Annotated in this window: 13 protein-coding genes; 7 read left to right on the forward strand and 6 right to left on the reverse strand. The window is 59.6% G+C overall.

Annotation, left to right across the window (positions count from 1 at the left end):
- The first annotated feature begins 687 nt into the window (after nt 1–687).
- The 3 genes from V7714_RS00620 (at nt 688) to V7714_RS00625 (ending at nt 3,164) form a co-directional block, all read left to right on the forward strand.
- Entirely contained in the window at nt 688–1,845 is a 1,158-nt protein-coding gene (locus V7714_RS00620) for a ribonucleotide-diphosphate reductase subunit beta (protein ID WP_284196776.1), read from the forward strand.
- Between the two features lie 120 nt (nt 1,846–1,965).
- Nucleotides 1,966–2,157, forward strand: a complete 192-nt coding sequence (locus V7714_RS20585) for an MAE_28990/MAE_18760 family HEPN-like nuclease (protein ID WP_442890282.1) — start codon at nt 1,966–1,968, stop codon at nt 2,155–2,157.
- Between the two features lie 683 nt (nt 2,158–2,840).
- A complete protein-coding gene (locus V7714_RS00625; RefSeq protein WP_335387301.1) occupies nt 2,841–3,164 on the forward strand; it encodes a hypothetical protein in 324 nt (107 codons plus the stop codon).
- 242 nt (nt 3,165–3,406) lie between these two features.
- Here the strand turns inward: V7714_RS00625 and V7714_RS00630 are convergent, their stop codons facing one another.
- The 4 genes from V7714_RS00630 to V7714_RS00645 all read right to left on the reverse strand — a co-directional run bounded on the left by V7714_RS00630 (nt 3,407) and on the right by V7714_RS00645 (nt 8,987).
- Nucleotides 3,407–3,997, reverse strand: a complete 591-nt coding sequence (locus V7714_RS00630) for a DUF6036 family nucleotidyltransferase (protein WP_335387302.1) — start codon at nt 3,995–3,997, stop codon at nt 3,407–3,409.
- A 739-nt stretch (nt 3,998–4,736) separates the two neighbouring features.
- Nucleotides 4,737–5,549, reverse strand: coding sequence for a GNAT family N-acetyltransferase (locus V7714_RS00635; RefSeq protein WP_335387303.1), 813 nt, complete (start codon nt 5,547–5,549; stop codon nt 4,737–4,739).
- Nucleotides 5,550–5,696: 147 nt separating this feature from the next.
- On the reverse strand, nt 5,697–6,161 hold the full coding sequence (locus tag V7714_RS00640) for a Dps family protein (protein WP_442890285.1): 465 nt from the start codon (nt 6,159–6,161) through the stop codon (nt 5,697–5,699).
- Between the two features lie 150 nt (nt 6,162–6,311).
- Nucleotides 6,312–8,987: a beta-1,3-glucanase family protein gene (locus V7714_RS00645; RefSeq protein ID WP_335387305.1), complete on the reverse strand. Its 2,676-nt coding sequence runs from the start codon at nt 8,985–8,987 to the stop codon at nt 6,312–6,314.
- 448 nt (nt 8,988–9,435) lie between these two features.
- Between V7714_RS00645 and V7714_RS00650 the strand changes: the two genes are divergently transcribed.
- Complete coding sequence (locus V7714_RS00650; RefSeq protein ID WP_335387306.1) at nt 9,436–9,999, forward strand: hypothetical protein; 564 nt, start codon at nt 9,436–9,438, stop codon at nt 9,997–9,999.
- 127 nt (nt 10,000–10,126) lie between these two features.
- On the opposite strand, the gene V7714_RS00655 is transcribed toward V7714_RS00650, so the two are convergent.
- Nucleotides 10,127–10,519, reverse strand: coding sequence for a RidA family protein (locus V7714_RS00655; RefSeq protein WP_335387307.1), 393 nt, complete (start codon nt 10,517–10,519; stop codon nt 10,127–10,129).
- Between the two features lie 23 nt (nt 10,520–10,542).
- Nucleotides 10,543–11,028 carry an FxsA family protein gene (locus V7714_RS00660; protein WP_335387308.1) on the reverse strand — a complete coding sequence of 162 codons (486 nt, stop codon included), beginning with the start codon at nt 11,026–11,028 and terminating at the stop codon, nt 10,543–10,545.
- Between V7714_RS00660 and cutA the strand changes: the two genes are divergently transcribed.
- The 3 genes from cutA to V7714_RS00675 are packed head-to-tail and all read left to right on the forward strand — an operon-like array spanning nt 11,027 to nt 13,688.
- Nucleotides 11,027–11,356 (forward strand): divalent-cation tolerance protein CutA, encoded by a 330-nt coding sequence (cutA, locus tag V7714_RS00665; RefSeq protein ID WP_335387309.1) that lies wholly within the window; start codon nt 11,027–11,029, stop codon nt 11,354–11,356. The two genes, V7714_RS00660 and cutA, sit on opposite strands and share 2 nt — an antisense overlap.
- Nucleotides 11,353–13,137, forward strand: a complete 1,785-nt coding sequence (gene dsbD / locus V7714_RS00670; RefSeq protein ID WP_335387310.1) for a protein-disulfide reductase DsbD — start codon at nt 11,353–11,355, stop codon at nt 13,135–13,137. The genes cutA and dsbD overlap by 4 nt, the downstream gene beginning before the upstream one ends.
- On the forward strand, nt 13,137–13,688 hold the full coding sequence (locus V7714_RS00675; RefSeq protein WP_335387311.1) for a TlpA family protein disulfide reductase: 552 nt from the start codon (nt 13,137–13,139) through the stop codon (nt 13,686–13,688). The genes dsbD and V7714_RS00675 overlap by 1 nt, the downstream gene beginning before the upstream one ends.
- Nucleotides 13,689–13,706 lie beyond the last annotated feature (18 nt).

Consider the following 13,706-nt stretch of genomic DNA (forward strand, 5'->3'; position numbering starts at 1 on the left):
ATAGCTTTGAGGCCACAATCCCGGGCGGTCGTGAGACCACCGCCGACGCAGTCGGTAGTGCGAAGCCTGCCAGTGACGCAGTGGCAGGCTCGGCGAAAGCCGAGCTGACGCTGGGCGAGGTGCTGGCAGCTGCCCGCGCCGCCCAGCAGATGCCGACATCGCCGGGCCGGCTCAAGGCTTGGCGGGCCGCCTGGCCTAAGTGGTAGTAGTCAGTAAGTAGTTTTGAAGTCGCAGAAATGAGAAAGCCCGTGATGTTGGAGCATCACGGGCTTGATCTGAACGGCATGGTGGTGTGGGAGTCCCTCTGCCACCATTTGTGCGCATCCAAGACGAAGCCCGATGCTGGAGCCGACAAAGCAGTAAGGTAGGAAAGAAGGGTTCGGTAGAGCCCTTCCTGTTAAGCAAATCAGCTGATTGTTTGGTTTGCTTAACCGGAAGTGTTTAGTGGCTAGGCCGCGAGTGTTTTCAGCGGGAGTGCGTCCCGCAGCCGCCTTACTTTCTTTGCTTCGCCAAAGAAAGTAAGCAAAGAAAGGCGACCCGACGGTGTCGCCCGGCTGCGCCGGGTTCCCTGCTCGGCGACGCCGACGGGAGCTGGGCGCTCCGTAGCAAAGATTTTTGATCGTTCCTGCGCTGGAGCGGTCTTATTTGAAATTGATTGAGCAACGATAGAGATCGGGAGAAAACGACATGCTGTCTTGGGACGATACCCCCGCACAACCCGCCGCCAAGCCGGCCGCCCCGCAAGCCCCGGCCCAGCCGCAATATGCGTTCGCCGCCGCACCAGCCGCAGCCGACTACAACACGGCCAGCGTGCAAGCGCACACCACCAGCCGTGTCAGCGCCGTGGACAAACGCATCATCAACGGCGGCACCGACGTCAATCAGCTCGTCCCATTCAAGTACAAATGGGCTTGGGAGAAATACCTGGCCACCTGCGCCAACCACTGGATGCCGCAGGAAATCAATATGCAGCGCGATATCGAGCTGTGGAAGAACCCCAACGGCCTGACCGAAGACGAACGCCGCGTGGTCAAGCGCAACCTGGGCTTCTTTGTGACCGCCGATTCGCTGGCCGCCAACAACATCGTGCTGGGCACCTATCGCCACATCACTGCACCAGAGTGCCGCCAGTTCCTGCTGCGCCAGGCATTCGAAGAAGCCATCCACACCCACGCCTACCAGTACATCGTAGAAAGCCTGGGCCTGGATGAAGCCGAAATCTTCAACGCCTACCACGAGATCAAGTCCATCCGCGACAAGGACGACTTCCTGATCCCGTTCATCGACGCACTGACCAACCCCAACTTCAAGACCGGCACGCCCGAGGCCGACCAGCAACTGCTCAAGTCGCTGATTGTGTTCGCCTGCATCATGGAAGGCATGTTCTTCTACGTGGGCTTTGTGCAAATCCTGTCGCTGGGCCGCCAGAACAAGATGACCGGCGCTGCCGAGCAGTATCAGTACATCCTGCGCGATGAATCGATGCACTGTAACTTCGGTATCGACCTGATCAACACCATCAAGCTCGAGAACCCCCACCTCTGGACCGACGCCTTCAAGCAAAGCCTGACCGCGCTGTTCCAGCAAGCCGTGGAGCTGGAATACGCCTACGCCGAAGACACCATGCCCCGTGGCGTACTGGGCCTGAATGCCTCCATGTTCAAGGACTACCTGCGCTTCATCTGCAACCGCCGCATGCAGCAGATCGGCCTGGAACCGCTGTTCCCCGGCGCGACCAACCCCTTCCCATGGATGAGCGAGATGATCGACCTGAAGAAGGAAAAGAACTTCTTCGAAACCCGCGTGATTGAGTATCAATCGGGTGGGGCGTTGAGCTGGGATTGATTCGAAAGGCGGCCTTAGGCTGCCTTTCTTTTTACCCTTACAGAGCTGTAATAATAGGAATGTCGAAGATCTCCTGCTATCGTTAAGGAGCTAGTTGCCATGTTTTTACTGAATTATCAGATGGAGTGTCCATCTGATGAGCAGGATTTAAATATTTTACTGAGGTTTAGGAATAGCATAGCTCATGGTGATCGAAAGATGCCCATAGACTTTGATAGGATCGATAAAATTTCAAAAATTGCCATTAAAATTTCGACTGATTTCGCGGTCTCGGTTGATGAGGCTTGCAAACAAAAAATTTGGATGAAATAAATAGCTAATTTATAGATTATGGGTTGACCTGCCCGGGGATTTTCGGATCAGCTGAAACTTGAGAGGCTGGCCTCATGCAACCGGAGACTAGCAAAAGGGGGCAGGTCTCAATACTGTTCGGTTAGATTGATTTCAGCGGCCGCTGCCGCGGATGAATCAACTTGGGCTCAACCATGGCTACAGTGCAATCCAGTGGCTGTCGTCGTGGATAGCGGTGATCATGCGAGGCATACGGCGAATTGCGCCGAGTGACCTGTCGCGGCGCTCGCTGACCCAAGGTGCGCACAGCCCGCAGCTTTGCCGCAACGGCCAGCAACTCACGGAACCACTGCCTTCTTCATTTTGGCCGCCCCGGGGGGAAAGGCCTCAGACTGGGGTTGGCTGCGGCGCAGAAGCTGAACATGGCCGGTGAACGACAGTTCAGCATGAGACAGTCGATGCTCGCTGGCCACCTAGTGTATCAGCCAGCGGACAGCGTAATGCGCCAGCACCCAGCCATAGAACTCTTGGTATAGGTGAAATACGACTATCCAAACAGTATTGAGACCTGGCCCCAATTTGATCCCAATTCTGCATCTGAGATGGGAAAGTCCCTTTTATTCGTTAGAGTACATATGTCCTCCACCTACATTACTCGCTACGGATACTCCGCTTCGATCGACGAATCGAACCAGGAAGAAGTCATGTCCGAACTTCTGGAAGAGTTGAGAGAAGAGCAGTTTGATGAACCAGACGACGAACACTCCCAAGTGTCTATCGGCAATGAGCACTGGGCAGTTACTGCACAGGTATCAGGGCTCATCACCTTCGACAACATCGATCTCATAGAGGGGGTGCCTTCTGACCTCCCTGAGTGCATGTACCTTCGAAACGTCTCCGACGATACTCTCAAGACAATATGGCGCTCAATCGTCAATTCGGACGAGAAGACGCTTCTTTCATTCGCATGGGCTCAACTGAACGAACTCATGCCATACCAGAGGGATTACTACCGCAGTGCGCTCTAACCCTGCGGTCAACCGGACACCCCAACATCTGCACTTCGTTCCGCTGTCGGGCTCCCTCCGCGCTGCCTTCGTCGCGCCCCTTGGGCCATGCGGGCAGATCACATCCGCAACATCCGGGGTTGGCTTTGTGCTCGACATCATCCCAGTTCACTCCGCTAGCGCTGTGCGTCTTGACGGCTGAGGTGGCCTGCTACCACAAGATGAGGGCCGCTCCTGCACGCTTTTCTAGGAAAGGCAGTTGCTCAATCACTGGCGGCCAACCGCTTGCTTTCGATCTCGCGAGCCAAAGCGACGGCGTCTCGCAGATTAAGTTTCAGCATCGCCTGACCGCCAACATAGCCCACTAAGGCATTTGTTGCGCGACGCTCGATCTCATCTGCACAGGTCAGGCCAAGCCGCACCAAGGCGGCAATGTCATCCTTGTCGTTGTCGGCAAAGCGGGCGATTTTGCTCACCGCGAGATCGACGGGAGAAAGGACACGAACACGAATCTGATCTGTGCCGAGGTCCACCGGAATGGCGTCGTCCAAGTAATCCTCGTGCATCAGCGCAAAGGTCGAGTTGTAGTTGGTGTCGAGATAGATGACCTGCTGCGTGCCGTCCTCCAGCGTCACCTCAACCATCAGATCGTTTGGAAGGAAAACACGTGCTCCGAATTCCGCATCCACGTCAGTCGTAACGCGACTGGCCGTGTAGAGATGGACTGCCATCCCTCCGGCCAAGTAGACGTCTACCGGGCTGCTTAGCGAAAGCCGTTCCTCCAACTGCTTGAACAACTCTCGCAGACCTTCTGCCAGCGCGGTACGAGTATGAAATACGAGATTCGTCGCCATAGATTCAAGGCCCACAGAGTCGTTGGCTCAGCATGTCTCGCAGGCGAGGCAGGCTTAGAACCCAGCCCTTCCTGACGATATCTGCCGGAGCAAGTCTTTCGTTCGGGTGTGAGTCAAAGTAACGCTCGCTCGCTCGCATCAAATACATCGACTCGTTGGGAAATCGCGACTGGACGACCATCGCTGCCAAGCGGAACACATTGGCCTCGCGCTGATCTTGGGCGGATTGCGCAAGCTGCCGTGCGGCGGCAGCGCACCGGGTAAGTAGCGCAGATTCAACTTCTCTGGCAGTCATGGCTCAACCTCGGGACAACAAGAAACAACGATTTCTGATCCCCCAACTTTATAAGGAAGCGGTGAATGCTGCACCACTGTTTTGCGACTTTGGGTCGGCATGGCGTTTCCCGAATCATGGTCGGTGCCCATACACTTTACGAACAGCCAGATTTCATTCGAAGATTCCCCGTGGTTACGGGGAGAGTTGCATGAGTTGCTTCACCGCAGAGGCAAACTATTCACCGCCAGATTCGCGGTGAATAGCGGTGTATTCATCGCATTGTATGGGTGCGCGTTGGTAGAGATTGAGGAGAGATGTGCCTAGTTTTTAACGGCATTGACCACCCTGCTGGCCGCCTGCTGGCAACCGAGTTGTGCAGCTGAGCCAGTAGGGAGCAGGGGCGGCAGGCGTATGTGAGCGTGCTTCGTCGTGTTTTGATGGCGCCTTCACACTTAGTCGCCCCTACCGCAACGGCAACTTCAACGGCAGCGTGCGGTGGCTGAAGTGCTGGGGCAGCAGTGCCCTGCCATCTTCATGCTGAAAGCCCTGATGCCGGTAGAAGCCCTGTGCTTCGGTGCCTTCGGCGCCCAGGGTGATGGCGCGGGAGTTGTTGACGCGGGCGAGTTCGCGGGCGTGGCCTATCATGGCTGAGCCTACACCGGGGGTACGTTGGGGGTTTCTGATATTTCTGGGATGGGTGCCCAGAAAGCCGATGGCGGTGTTCTCGGTACGCTGCCCGGCCCAATCCAGATTGGTGCTTTGCATCAGCCCCTGTACGCGCCCACGCTTGCTGACGACGCTGAAGTCGGCCGGGAAGTTGTTCTGGGCGGCCATGGCGATGGTATCGAATACGCGGCTGGATTCCTCGAGCCGCCGTGCAGTTTGCAAATGGCCCATGACGGTGGCGCCATGAGTGGGCTGTGACCATGTGGGCTTCATGATGTCGGCCAGCCAGGCTCGCTGGGCGGCGTTGAGCGATTTGTTCTTGCCCAGTTGCGCTTCGCGGGCCATGGAGGTTGCGGCGCGGTCGACCAGGCCGCTTGCTTCGGCCGTATTGTTGAGCGTGACCGAGGTCAGCCTTTGGCCGCTTCGATTGACCATTGAGGTGCGATGGGCAACATTGGTCGGGTTGGCTGCGAATGCGCCCAGTTGTTGGGTGGCACTGCCGATGCCGCTGTTGTTGCGCTTGAAGTCGGCCAGTTGCACTCGTGTGGTGACGCGTTCCTGGTTTACCTGTTGCACCGTACTGGCAATGCCTCGATTCCGCGCGCCCATCGATCTTCCTCCAGTCATTCACTGTTTTTCTCTGCTCGGTTGACTACCACGCCTACGCTACCGGTGGCAGTCAGCCTGAGTACTATAGGCCAGCTTGGCATGGGCTGCGACCAGCCTCGTAGCAGCTATTCCGCCTGGTCGCTTGGCTTACTCTTCGAGCAGGCTACGTAGCATCCAGGCGGTTTTTTCGTGTACGTCGAGGCGCTGGGTCAGTACGTCGGCGGTGGGCTGGTCGTTGGCTTCGTTCACGATGGCGAACAGATTGCGGGCGGTACGGGCAGCGGCCTCTTGGGCTGATACGAGGTGGCGGATCATGTCGGTGGCCTTGGGCACGCCTTCCACTTCTTTGATCGAGGCGAGTTTGACGAATTCCTTATAGGTGCCCGGTGCGGGAAAACCGAGGGCGCGGATACGCTCGGCGATAATGTCCAGCGCGTTCCACTGTTCGGTGTACTGCGCCATGAACATATTGTGCAGGCTGTTGAACTGCGGGCCTGTTACGTTCCAGTGGAAGTTATGCGTCATCAGGTACAGGGTATAGCTGTCGGCCAGCAGGCCGGAGAGGCCTGCGGCGATCTTTTTGCGATTTGCATCCGAGATTCCGATATCCATGGCCATGGGCTTGGCTTTCTTTTCCTTCATGATGGTCTTTCCTTGCTAGGTGAATGGGATGACTGCGTTCGAAGTAAAAGTGTTTGAACAGGCTACGAGTGCGGGCTAGCCGAGGCTAACCCGCCGTGCCTGTTGCTACTGCTATCTGGCTCAGCTCACCTTCACCACGATACTCCCGGCGTTGTCGGCCAGGCCGGCGCCATACACATGGTTCAGGTCGTCGTTGATGCACAGATACAGCCGTCCGGTTTGCCCTGCGGGGGTGCTGGTTGGGCCATCTCCGACCAGGAATACGCCGTTGCTGCCTACCCGTGCGACCAATGCGCCCATGTTGACGCCTGTGAGGGGGTAGGCGGGCTGGGTGACGGTCAGGCCGGGGCAGCCGTTGGCATCGTACTGCTGGCCGGCATTGGTCTGTGGGTCGGCTGTCCAGGTTCCCGACAGGTACTGGATGGTTTTACCGCCGGTGGCGACGTTGACACCGGTGTCGTACCAAGCCTGGTTGGCCTGTAGCTGCACGATGCCCAGGGCGGGAGAGTCGTTGACGATGACTTCCAGCAGCACGGGCTGCAAGCCGCTGGGGGTGGGAGGCGGCGGGTTGAAGCCGATCAGCACACCGGATTCGAAGCGGTCGGTAAAGGCGAAATTGTAGGCGTTGGTGCCGCCGGCCACGTTGTAGAGCTCCCAGGCCCAGGTGTTCCAGAAACTGCTGATTGCTTGTCCGTTCCACTGCTGGCCTGCCCAGGCTGCGGCACCCCATACACCTTCGGTGTAGGGGTTGTTGCCGACAATAAACCAGTCGTCGGGCGAGTTGCCTACCGTCTTGCCGTTGGACCATTGCGCTGGCGAGCCGACCAGCCCGGCGTTGAGCGCGGCCAGCAGATCGGCAACGGCCCAGCCGAATACATCGTTCTGCAACGACAGGACATTGCCGTTCAGGCCGGCGTTGGTGCCGCTTAAGCCAGAGATGACATAGCCGGCATTGGCGCCGTAGATGCCGGCGGGCTGCGATAGCGTGGTCCAGGCGGTATTGGGCAGAAAGCTGGTGATCAGGCCGGCGCTGTTTACCTGCAGGGTGCAGCTGTCGCCGCTGGCGGGGGTGAGCGATAGGGTGGCGGGCTGGGTGGTATAGGTGGCGCTACTGAGCATGAAGGCATTACGCAGCAGGGGCATTTTTGCCAGGGTGACAGTAAAGGACTGGTTGTTGCCCAGCCCGGTGGCTGCGCTGGGGATAACCCACTGTGTTCCTTGCGCCATGGGGGATGACGTGCCGATGTCGTTGATCTGGAGGGTATTCAGGCTGCCGCTGGTGTTGGTGGTGATGATCAGTACGGCACCGCAGCTGGCTTGCTGGGTATAGGTTGCGCTAGCGGTGCAGGTGAGCCCGGTGGTGCCGGTCAGGCTGAGCCAGTCACCCTGGCCGCCTTGGTAGAGATCATCTAGCGTGTTGCTGAGCGGCTGGCTGTTCACGCTGTAGATCAGCTGCATCTGCGCCTTCCCCGAGGTCGGCACCAGGGCGGTGCCGGCGCTGTCCTGGGCCGTGACATTGACAGGGCTGTAGGTAGAGCTGGGCGCGGTGGGTGTGTTGCCTTCCAGGCTGAGCCAGCCTTGCGCCAGCGCATCGTTGGCCTGGGTGATGGTGGGGTTGGCGCGTAGGGCATAGGTGTCGCTGACCATGGCCCAGGGCAGGGTGATTTCAAAGGGGCTATCTGCGCTGCCCAGTAGGCTGGTGTAGCCACGCAGCACCACCTGGCTGGTAGGGGTGATCTGGGTGAGGTTGCCGCTGGGGTAGGTATAGCTGGCGGTTTGTATGGCGCTGAAGTCGATGGCGAGCGAGAAGGTCTGGGCCTTCAGTTGTACCAAGGTGGGGTGTTTGCCGACGCCGGCGAAGCTGCCATTCAGGGTGAACAAGCTGGCGTTGCTCCCCTGTGCTTGCTGCAGATAGCGCAGGTAACCATCCAGAAACGAATAGGGGAAGGGGTTGAGTGTGGGGTCGCTGTAGTAGCTGCCGGCAGCTGCCATGGTGGGTGCTGCCACACGGCGTGCCGAGGTGTTGCCGCCTGTGGTAGGGAAGCTGGTGCTGGGATATTGGTTGGACGGTGTATCGCCGCCGGTGGGGATCAGCAGGCTTTGCCAGATGGCGCTGCCATTGCCGCCGTTAAGGCTACTACCCGAACCGCTGCAACTGAGTGTGCCGGGTGTGCCGGTAAAGTCGTAGCTCCAGACCTTGAGCGTAACGGGGAAACTGAACCAGTCCACATCGGTGATATCGGCCAGATTGCCGGCGATGGTGGTGCTGCCCACTTGTGCGCCGATATAGGGCTCGAAGATGTCGTAGACCATGTCATAGGCCGGGTCGGTCGGGGCTGCCGGGGTAGGCTCGCCGCTGGCGCCCAACTGCAGGTTGCCGTTGCTGAGATAGACGCGGCCACCTGTGTATTGGCTCAGATACAGATTTGCGTAGGCAGTCTGGCCAGGGGAGGCCGCCTGGTTGGCAGCCCAGTTGCTAAAGGCCTGTGCCAGGCCGGTATTGCCCACGGCATTGGTGGGCAGCAATCCGGTGATGGGGCTGGCGGCATTGTTGAGTGGGTAGCTATTACCCAAGGTGAGGGTGTTGCTGCTACCGCTGCTGTAGCCATAGTACTGGTTGGCGCCAAGTTGCACGCCGTTACCGCCGGGCAGGGTCAGGTAGAAGCTGGCTAGAAAGGCCTGGTAGCTGGCGAACGCCTGCCCGCCATAGGTGAAGACGATGGGTATGTAGCCATTGGGGTTGGCGGCGTTTGTTTGAGTTGTGTCGGCCTGGGTGCCGGGGGCTGCCTGATTCATGGGTTTCCTCCTGGGTATGTGGGTGCTCAGGTAAGCAATGCAACGGCCCTTTGTTCTTCGATTGCGCTCGCCTGGGGCAAGCTGGTATGGCTGCATTGGTTCCGCTGATCAGCGTAGTCCACCGCAGGCGGCGCCGCAGAAATGCGCTGGACGGTGGGGCGGTCTCCCCCAGTTGGGTGACGTCAAGAGGCTATCCCACGAGTAGGCTTAGCGGCATAACAAAAGGTGGGTGTGTCAGGGGCAGGGCAGGGTGGCGATGGTTTGCTGCCTGGGCGCTGATTCGGGCTGGCGCAACGCTTCAGTTATTCATGTCGTTCCGCCATAGGCACAGCAATACACCTTCCTTTGCAGAAATCGGGACCGTTGGATCTCGACCCGACTGCGTGTTGCCCGCGTTTCAGGGCTCGCGCGGATATCTGTTAGGCATGTACAGCCAGGAGGAATTGACATGGCAACGATGAGTTTGGCGCTGATCAAGATTATTGCGCGCTTGCGGCCGCAAATCTGGGAGATCGTAGGGGGCGGGCCGCAAGGCTTGCGCGTTGGGGCGGTACAACAGGCGATGCAAGCTGCCCCGACGGAGATATTGCGTAGCCAGGTGCAGCAGGCCGACTTCTACCGTGGCGGCGATCCGCAGGAGGCTTGGCTGCTGAATGCGCAGCTCAGCGCGGTGGACTTGAGTCGGCGCCTGGCCGACGCCGCAGCTGTGATTTACTCGCAAGGTGGCGATCCGGCAGGTTTTTTGCGGACGACAGCGGAGGAGATGCGCGTTGAGGGCCAGCCGCCGGAACTGCGCCTGCCGGCCAAGTGGTGGTCGCTCTGGAAGGAGCCACCGCCGCGGCCGAACGATCGCGACCTGGCGTCGGTGCTTGCCACCATAGGGGTGACGTTGGCGACATTGGGCGATCAGGTCAAGGACGAGGTATTGAGCAAGGCCTTTACCCAGACAGGGCTGCATATCGTGGACAAGGCGGCGGAAAGCGGTGGCCGCCACGGCAATGCGCCACGCTAGTGGTTTGCACTGTCATTGAAATGTAGGCAGTTGTCTTGATGAAACGCTGGCGCGCCGATATGCAGTAAAGGCGCGCCAGTTTTTTGTCAGGCCCGTTTGGCCGGTTTGGCGTGAACTCCGCTGCGGTTCAGCTGTCCTTACTGACTGCCATCAGGTTCATGGTCATTCTTGCGCCCGGTTTGGGCAGGTCGGCCACGATGACGACGGTGCGGGCGGGGCGGTGGTCTCCCATGACTTCGGCGTAGGCACGGTTCATTTCGCTGAAGTCTTCCGTGTGCTTGAGAAACACGTTGATATGCATGACCTGGCCCAGGTCTGCCCCCACCGTGCTCAGCATATAGGCGAAGGATTCGACGATACGCTTGGCCTGGGAATAGGCATCGGGGCCGGCGAAGTCGCCGGTGGCGGGGTCTATGCCGGCAGTGCCCGATATCTGGATGAAGGGGCCTGCCTTGGCAATGTGGCTGTACGGCCCGATGGGTGTCATGACATCGGCGGGGGTGTAGGTTTCAACCTGCATGTAGCTTACCGTTGTTGGGTTGATTAATCTTGCGGCTGGCGTGGCAGCTTGGGGGCAGCTTCGTCTACCCGGCTGTATTCGCCTTCAAATACGCTGCTGTTTTTTGCGCCGTGGTCTGGCCGGTAGCCCGGCTGTTCGAATGGCGTCTGGCCGAATGCCGCAGCACCCATGGGTACGCTGCGGATGCCGGGCCAGGGTAGTATCAGTATCAAGCCGATCACGTCGCTGACCGGCCCAGGGAAGATGAACAGCAGGGCGGCGATCAGGGTGCGGCCTACCCAGAATAAACGGCCCAGCGGTAACTCGCCCTGACGCAGTCCGTCTACCATGGCCCAGGCGGTGGTAAGGCGCCAGCTTTTGAGTATACCCACGCCGATCAGGGCGCTGGCGAACAGCCAGAAGGCCAGCCACCAGCCTATCTGGCTGGCCAGCCAGATGCTGCTGACGAGCTCCAGCACAGGCAGGCCCAGTAGCAAGAGTCCAATAAACGGTAAAAGTCTGAGTAACATGGCTGATAAATATTCTGTCTTAGTGGTACTGTGCAACGCCCCCGATGAGGGGTGCGCAAAACAACTGGCCAAGGCGCTGATCACGCGCCAACTGGCCGCCTGTGTGAATCTGCTGGCTCCGGCTACTTCCCTCTACCGCTGGGAAGGGCGACTGGAGACGGCTACTGAGATACCGATGCTGATCAAGACCACCGCTGAAGCCTATCCAGCCCTGGAGGCGACCCTGCAAGAACTGCACCCCTACGATACGCCTGAAATCATCGCACTGCCGGTTGTTGCCGGTCTGCCTGCCTATCTGGGCTGGGTGGCGGCGGAGGTGGTGGCATGAATCGTTTCGTCTCTTTCCTCGCGACAGGGTTCCTGGCGCTGTGGGTAAATGTGGCGGCAAATGCCGAGGTAGACCCGAATGATTTGCTGCCGGTGAACGAGGCTTTCAAGCCCTCGCTGGTAAAAACAGGTGAAAACACGGCGAATCTGCACTTCGAGATTGCTGATGGCTATTACCTGTATCGCGATCAGCTGAAGTTTACCCTGCTGCCCTCTGGCGAGATCAAGGCGGAGATTCCGCCCGGCAAGAAGAAGCAGGATGACTATTTTGGCGAGGTGGAAACCTACCGGCTTGCGCTGGATATTCCGCTGACCAGCCCGGTGGCGTTCCCGCCGGATGCCAAGCTCAAGCTGGTGTCACAGGGCTGTGCCGATGCGGGGGTGTGCTACCCGCCCGAGACCACGGAGCTGTCGCTGGCGGGGGCGGTAAGTGGCGGGGCATCTGCTTCAGGCAGCAAGGCAGTCGCGGCGGTGCTGGTTGCCGCAGCGCCGGTGGCGGCTAGTGCGGCGGCCAGTGGGCCGTTTGCCGGGCTGGATGGCTGGGCGCTGCTGCTGGCATTCTACCTGGCGGGTCTGGGCATGGCCGCCACGGTCTGCATGTATCCGCTGATTCCCATCATCTCGTCGCTGATTGCAGGGCAGGGCCATAGCGTGAGCAAGCTACGCGGCTTTGTGCTGGCCATGGCCTATGTGCAGGGTATTGCGGTGGTGTATGCGGCGGTGGGGGCGGTGGCGGCACTGACGGGTTCCTTCCTGGTGGCGGCATTGCAGAATATGTGGGTGATCGGCGCCCTGGCACTGGTGTTCGTGGTGCTGGCCTTGTCCATGTACGGCCTGTTCTCGCTGCAGTTGCCGGCTGCCTTGCAGTCGCGCGTCAACGATGCGTCCAACCGTTTGGGTGGCGGCCATGTGGTGTCGGTGTTCCTGATGGGGGCATTGTCTTCGCTGATCGTGGGGGCCTGCATGGGGCCGCCGCTGGCTGCGGGCCTTGGCGTGGTGGGTGCGCGGGCTGATGTGCTGTACGGCATGCTGGCCTTCTATGTGATGGCCATGGGCGTAGGCACGCCTTTGCTGCTGGTGGGTGTGCTGGGGGGGCATGTCTTGCCCAAGGCCGGCGCCTGGATGGCGGCGGTCAAGAATGTATTCGGCACCCTGATGCTGGCTGTGGCGCTGTGGGTAGCCAGCCCGGTGCTGCCGGCCTGGGCCTATATGCTGGGTTGGGCCATCTTGGCTATCGGCGCTGGCGTGGCCCTGTCGGCCCTGGATAGCCTGCCGCGCGATGCCAAACCTGCGCAACGCCTGGGCAAGGCGGCGGGTGTGCTGCTGCTCCTGGTGGGTGCCGCACAGATTGTGGGCCTGCTGGCAGGCAACCGCGATCCGCTGCAACCGCTCAAGGGCTTGGGCGGTGCGCAGGCGGCAACCGAGGCCAAGCTGCCTTTCCGCTACGTCAATAGCAGTGCCGAGCTGGACGCGGCGATTGCCGCAGCAGCAGGCAAGACCGTGATGCTGGATTTCTATGCCGACTGGTGCGTCAGTTGCCGCGAGATGGAGCGCTTTACTTTCAGCGATGCCCAGGTGCAGCAGAAACTTGCGGGCATGGTGTTGCTCAAAGCCGATGTGACGGCCAATACCGACGACCATAAGGCCCTGCTCAAGCGCTTTGGCCTGTTTGGCCCGCCCGGCACGATATTCTTTGGCGCCAAGGGCGAGGAGATAGGGCAACGCCTGATAGGCTTTGAAGCGGCGGACGCCTTTTTGCAACGTATTGCGAAGCTGAATTGATGAAGAAAATTGCGCTGTATACCCTGGTAGGTGGAGCCGCCCTGGTGCTGGGCCTGGGCACGGCGTGGATGCGCCAAGGCCAGCAGCAGAGCCTGATTGCCGAAGCCAATGCGGCCACATTGCCGGCCCAGGCTGGCGCTGCCGGGTTATGGCAGTCTGGCTTCAATGATCTGCAAGGCAAGCCGCAAGCCTTTGCGCAATGGCGTGGCAAGCCGCTGGTGGTGAATTTCTGGGCAACCTGGTGCGCGCCCTGCCGCGAGGAGATGCCGGAGTTTGTGGCGACCCAAAAGAAGCTGGGTGACAAGGTACGCTTTGTCGGCTTGGCCATCGATAACCCGGCGGATGTGCAGAAGTTCGTCAAGGAGTTCGGTATCAATTACCCGGTGCTGGTCGGCGAGCAAGCTGCCCTGGAGCTGATGCGGGCCGAGGGCAACAAGGTAGGCGCCTTGCCCTTTACGGCCATTTACGACAGCAAGGGCAAACGGGTAGCTGCCCATGCAGGGCGGCTGGACCAGGCCAAGCTGGATGCCTATCTGAAACCACTCATCTAGGCATCCGCCATGCGCTTG

Source organism: Chitinimonas sp. JJ19, assembly GCF_036961565.1.
Classification (GTDB): Bacteria; Pseudomonadota; Gammaproteobacteria; order Burkholderiales; family Chitinimonadaceae; genus Chitinimonas.

What these genes read in the sequence shown, in the direction of transcription:
- V7714_RS00620 (WP_284196776.1), top strand. Translation starts at nt 688, where the DNA reads ATGCTGTCTTGGGACGATACCCCCGCACAACCCGCCGCCAAGCCGGCC.
- V7714_RS20585 (WP_442890282.1), top strand. Translation starts at nt 1,966, where the DNA reads ATGGAGTGTCCATCTGATGAGCAGGATTTAAATATTTTACTGAGGTTT.
- V7714_RS00625 (WP_335387301.1), top strand. Translation starts at nt 2,841, where the DNA reads ATGTCCGAACTTCTGGAAGAGTTGAGAGAAGAGCAGTTTGATGAACCA.
- V7714_RS00630 (WP_335387302.1), bottom strand. Translation starts at nt 3,997, where the DNA reads ATGGCGACGAATCTCGTATTTCATACTCGTACCGCGCTGGCAGAAGGT.
- V7714_RS00635 (WP_335387303.1), bottom strand. Translation starts at nt 5,549, where the DNA reads ATGGGCGCGCGGAATCGAGGCATTGCCAGTACGGTGCAACAGGTAAAC.
- V7714_RS00640 (WP_442890285.1), bottom strand. Translation starts at nt 6,161, where the DNA reads ATGGATATCGGAATCTCGGATGCAAATCGCAAAAAGATCGCCGCAGGC.
- V7714_RS00645 (WP_335387305.1), bottom strand. Translation starts at nt 8,987, where the DNA reads ATGAATCAGGCAGCCCCCGGCACCCAGGCCGACACAACTCAAACAAAC.
- V7714_RS00650 (WP_335387306.1), top strand. Translation starts at nt 9,436, where the DNA reads ATGGCAACGATGAGTTTGGCGCTGATCAAGATTATTGCGCGCTTGCGG.
- V7714_RS00655 (WP_335387307.1), bottom strand. Translation starts at nt 10,519, where the DNA reads ATGCAGGTTGAAACCTACACCCCCGCCGATGTCATGACACCCATCGGG.
- cutA (WP_335387309.1), top strand. Translation starts at nt 11,027, where the DNA reads ATGGCTGATAAATATTCTGTCTTAGTGGTACTGTGCAACGCCCCCGAT.
- V7714_RS00660 (WP_335387308.1), bottom strand. Translation starts at nt 11,028, where the DNA reads ATGTTACTCAGACTTTTACCGTTTATTGGACTCTTGCTACTGGGCCTG.
- dsbD (WP_335387310.1), top strand. Translation starts at nt 11,353, where the DNA reads ATGAATCGTTTCGTCTCTTTCCTCGCGACAGGGTTCCTGGCGCTGTGG.
- V7714_RS00675 (WP_335387311.1), top strand. Translation starts at nt 13,137, where the DNA reads ATGAAGAAAATTGCGCTGTATACCCTGGTAGGTGGAGCCGCCCTGGTG.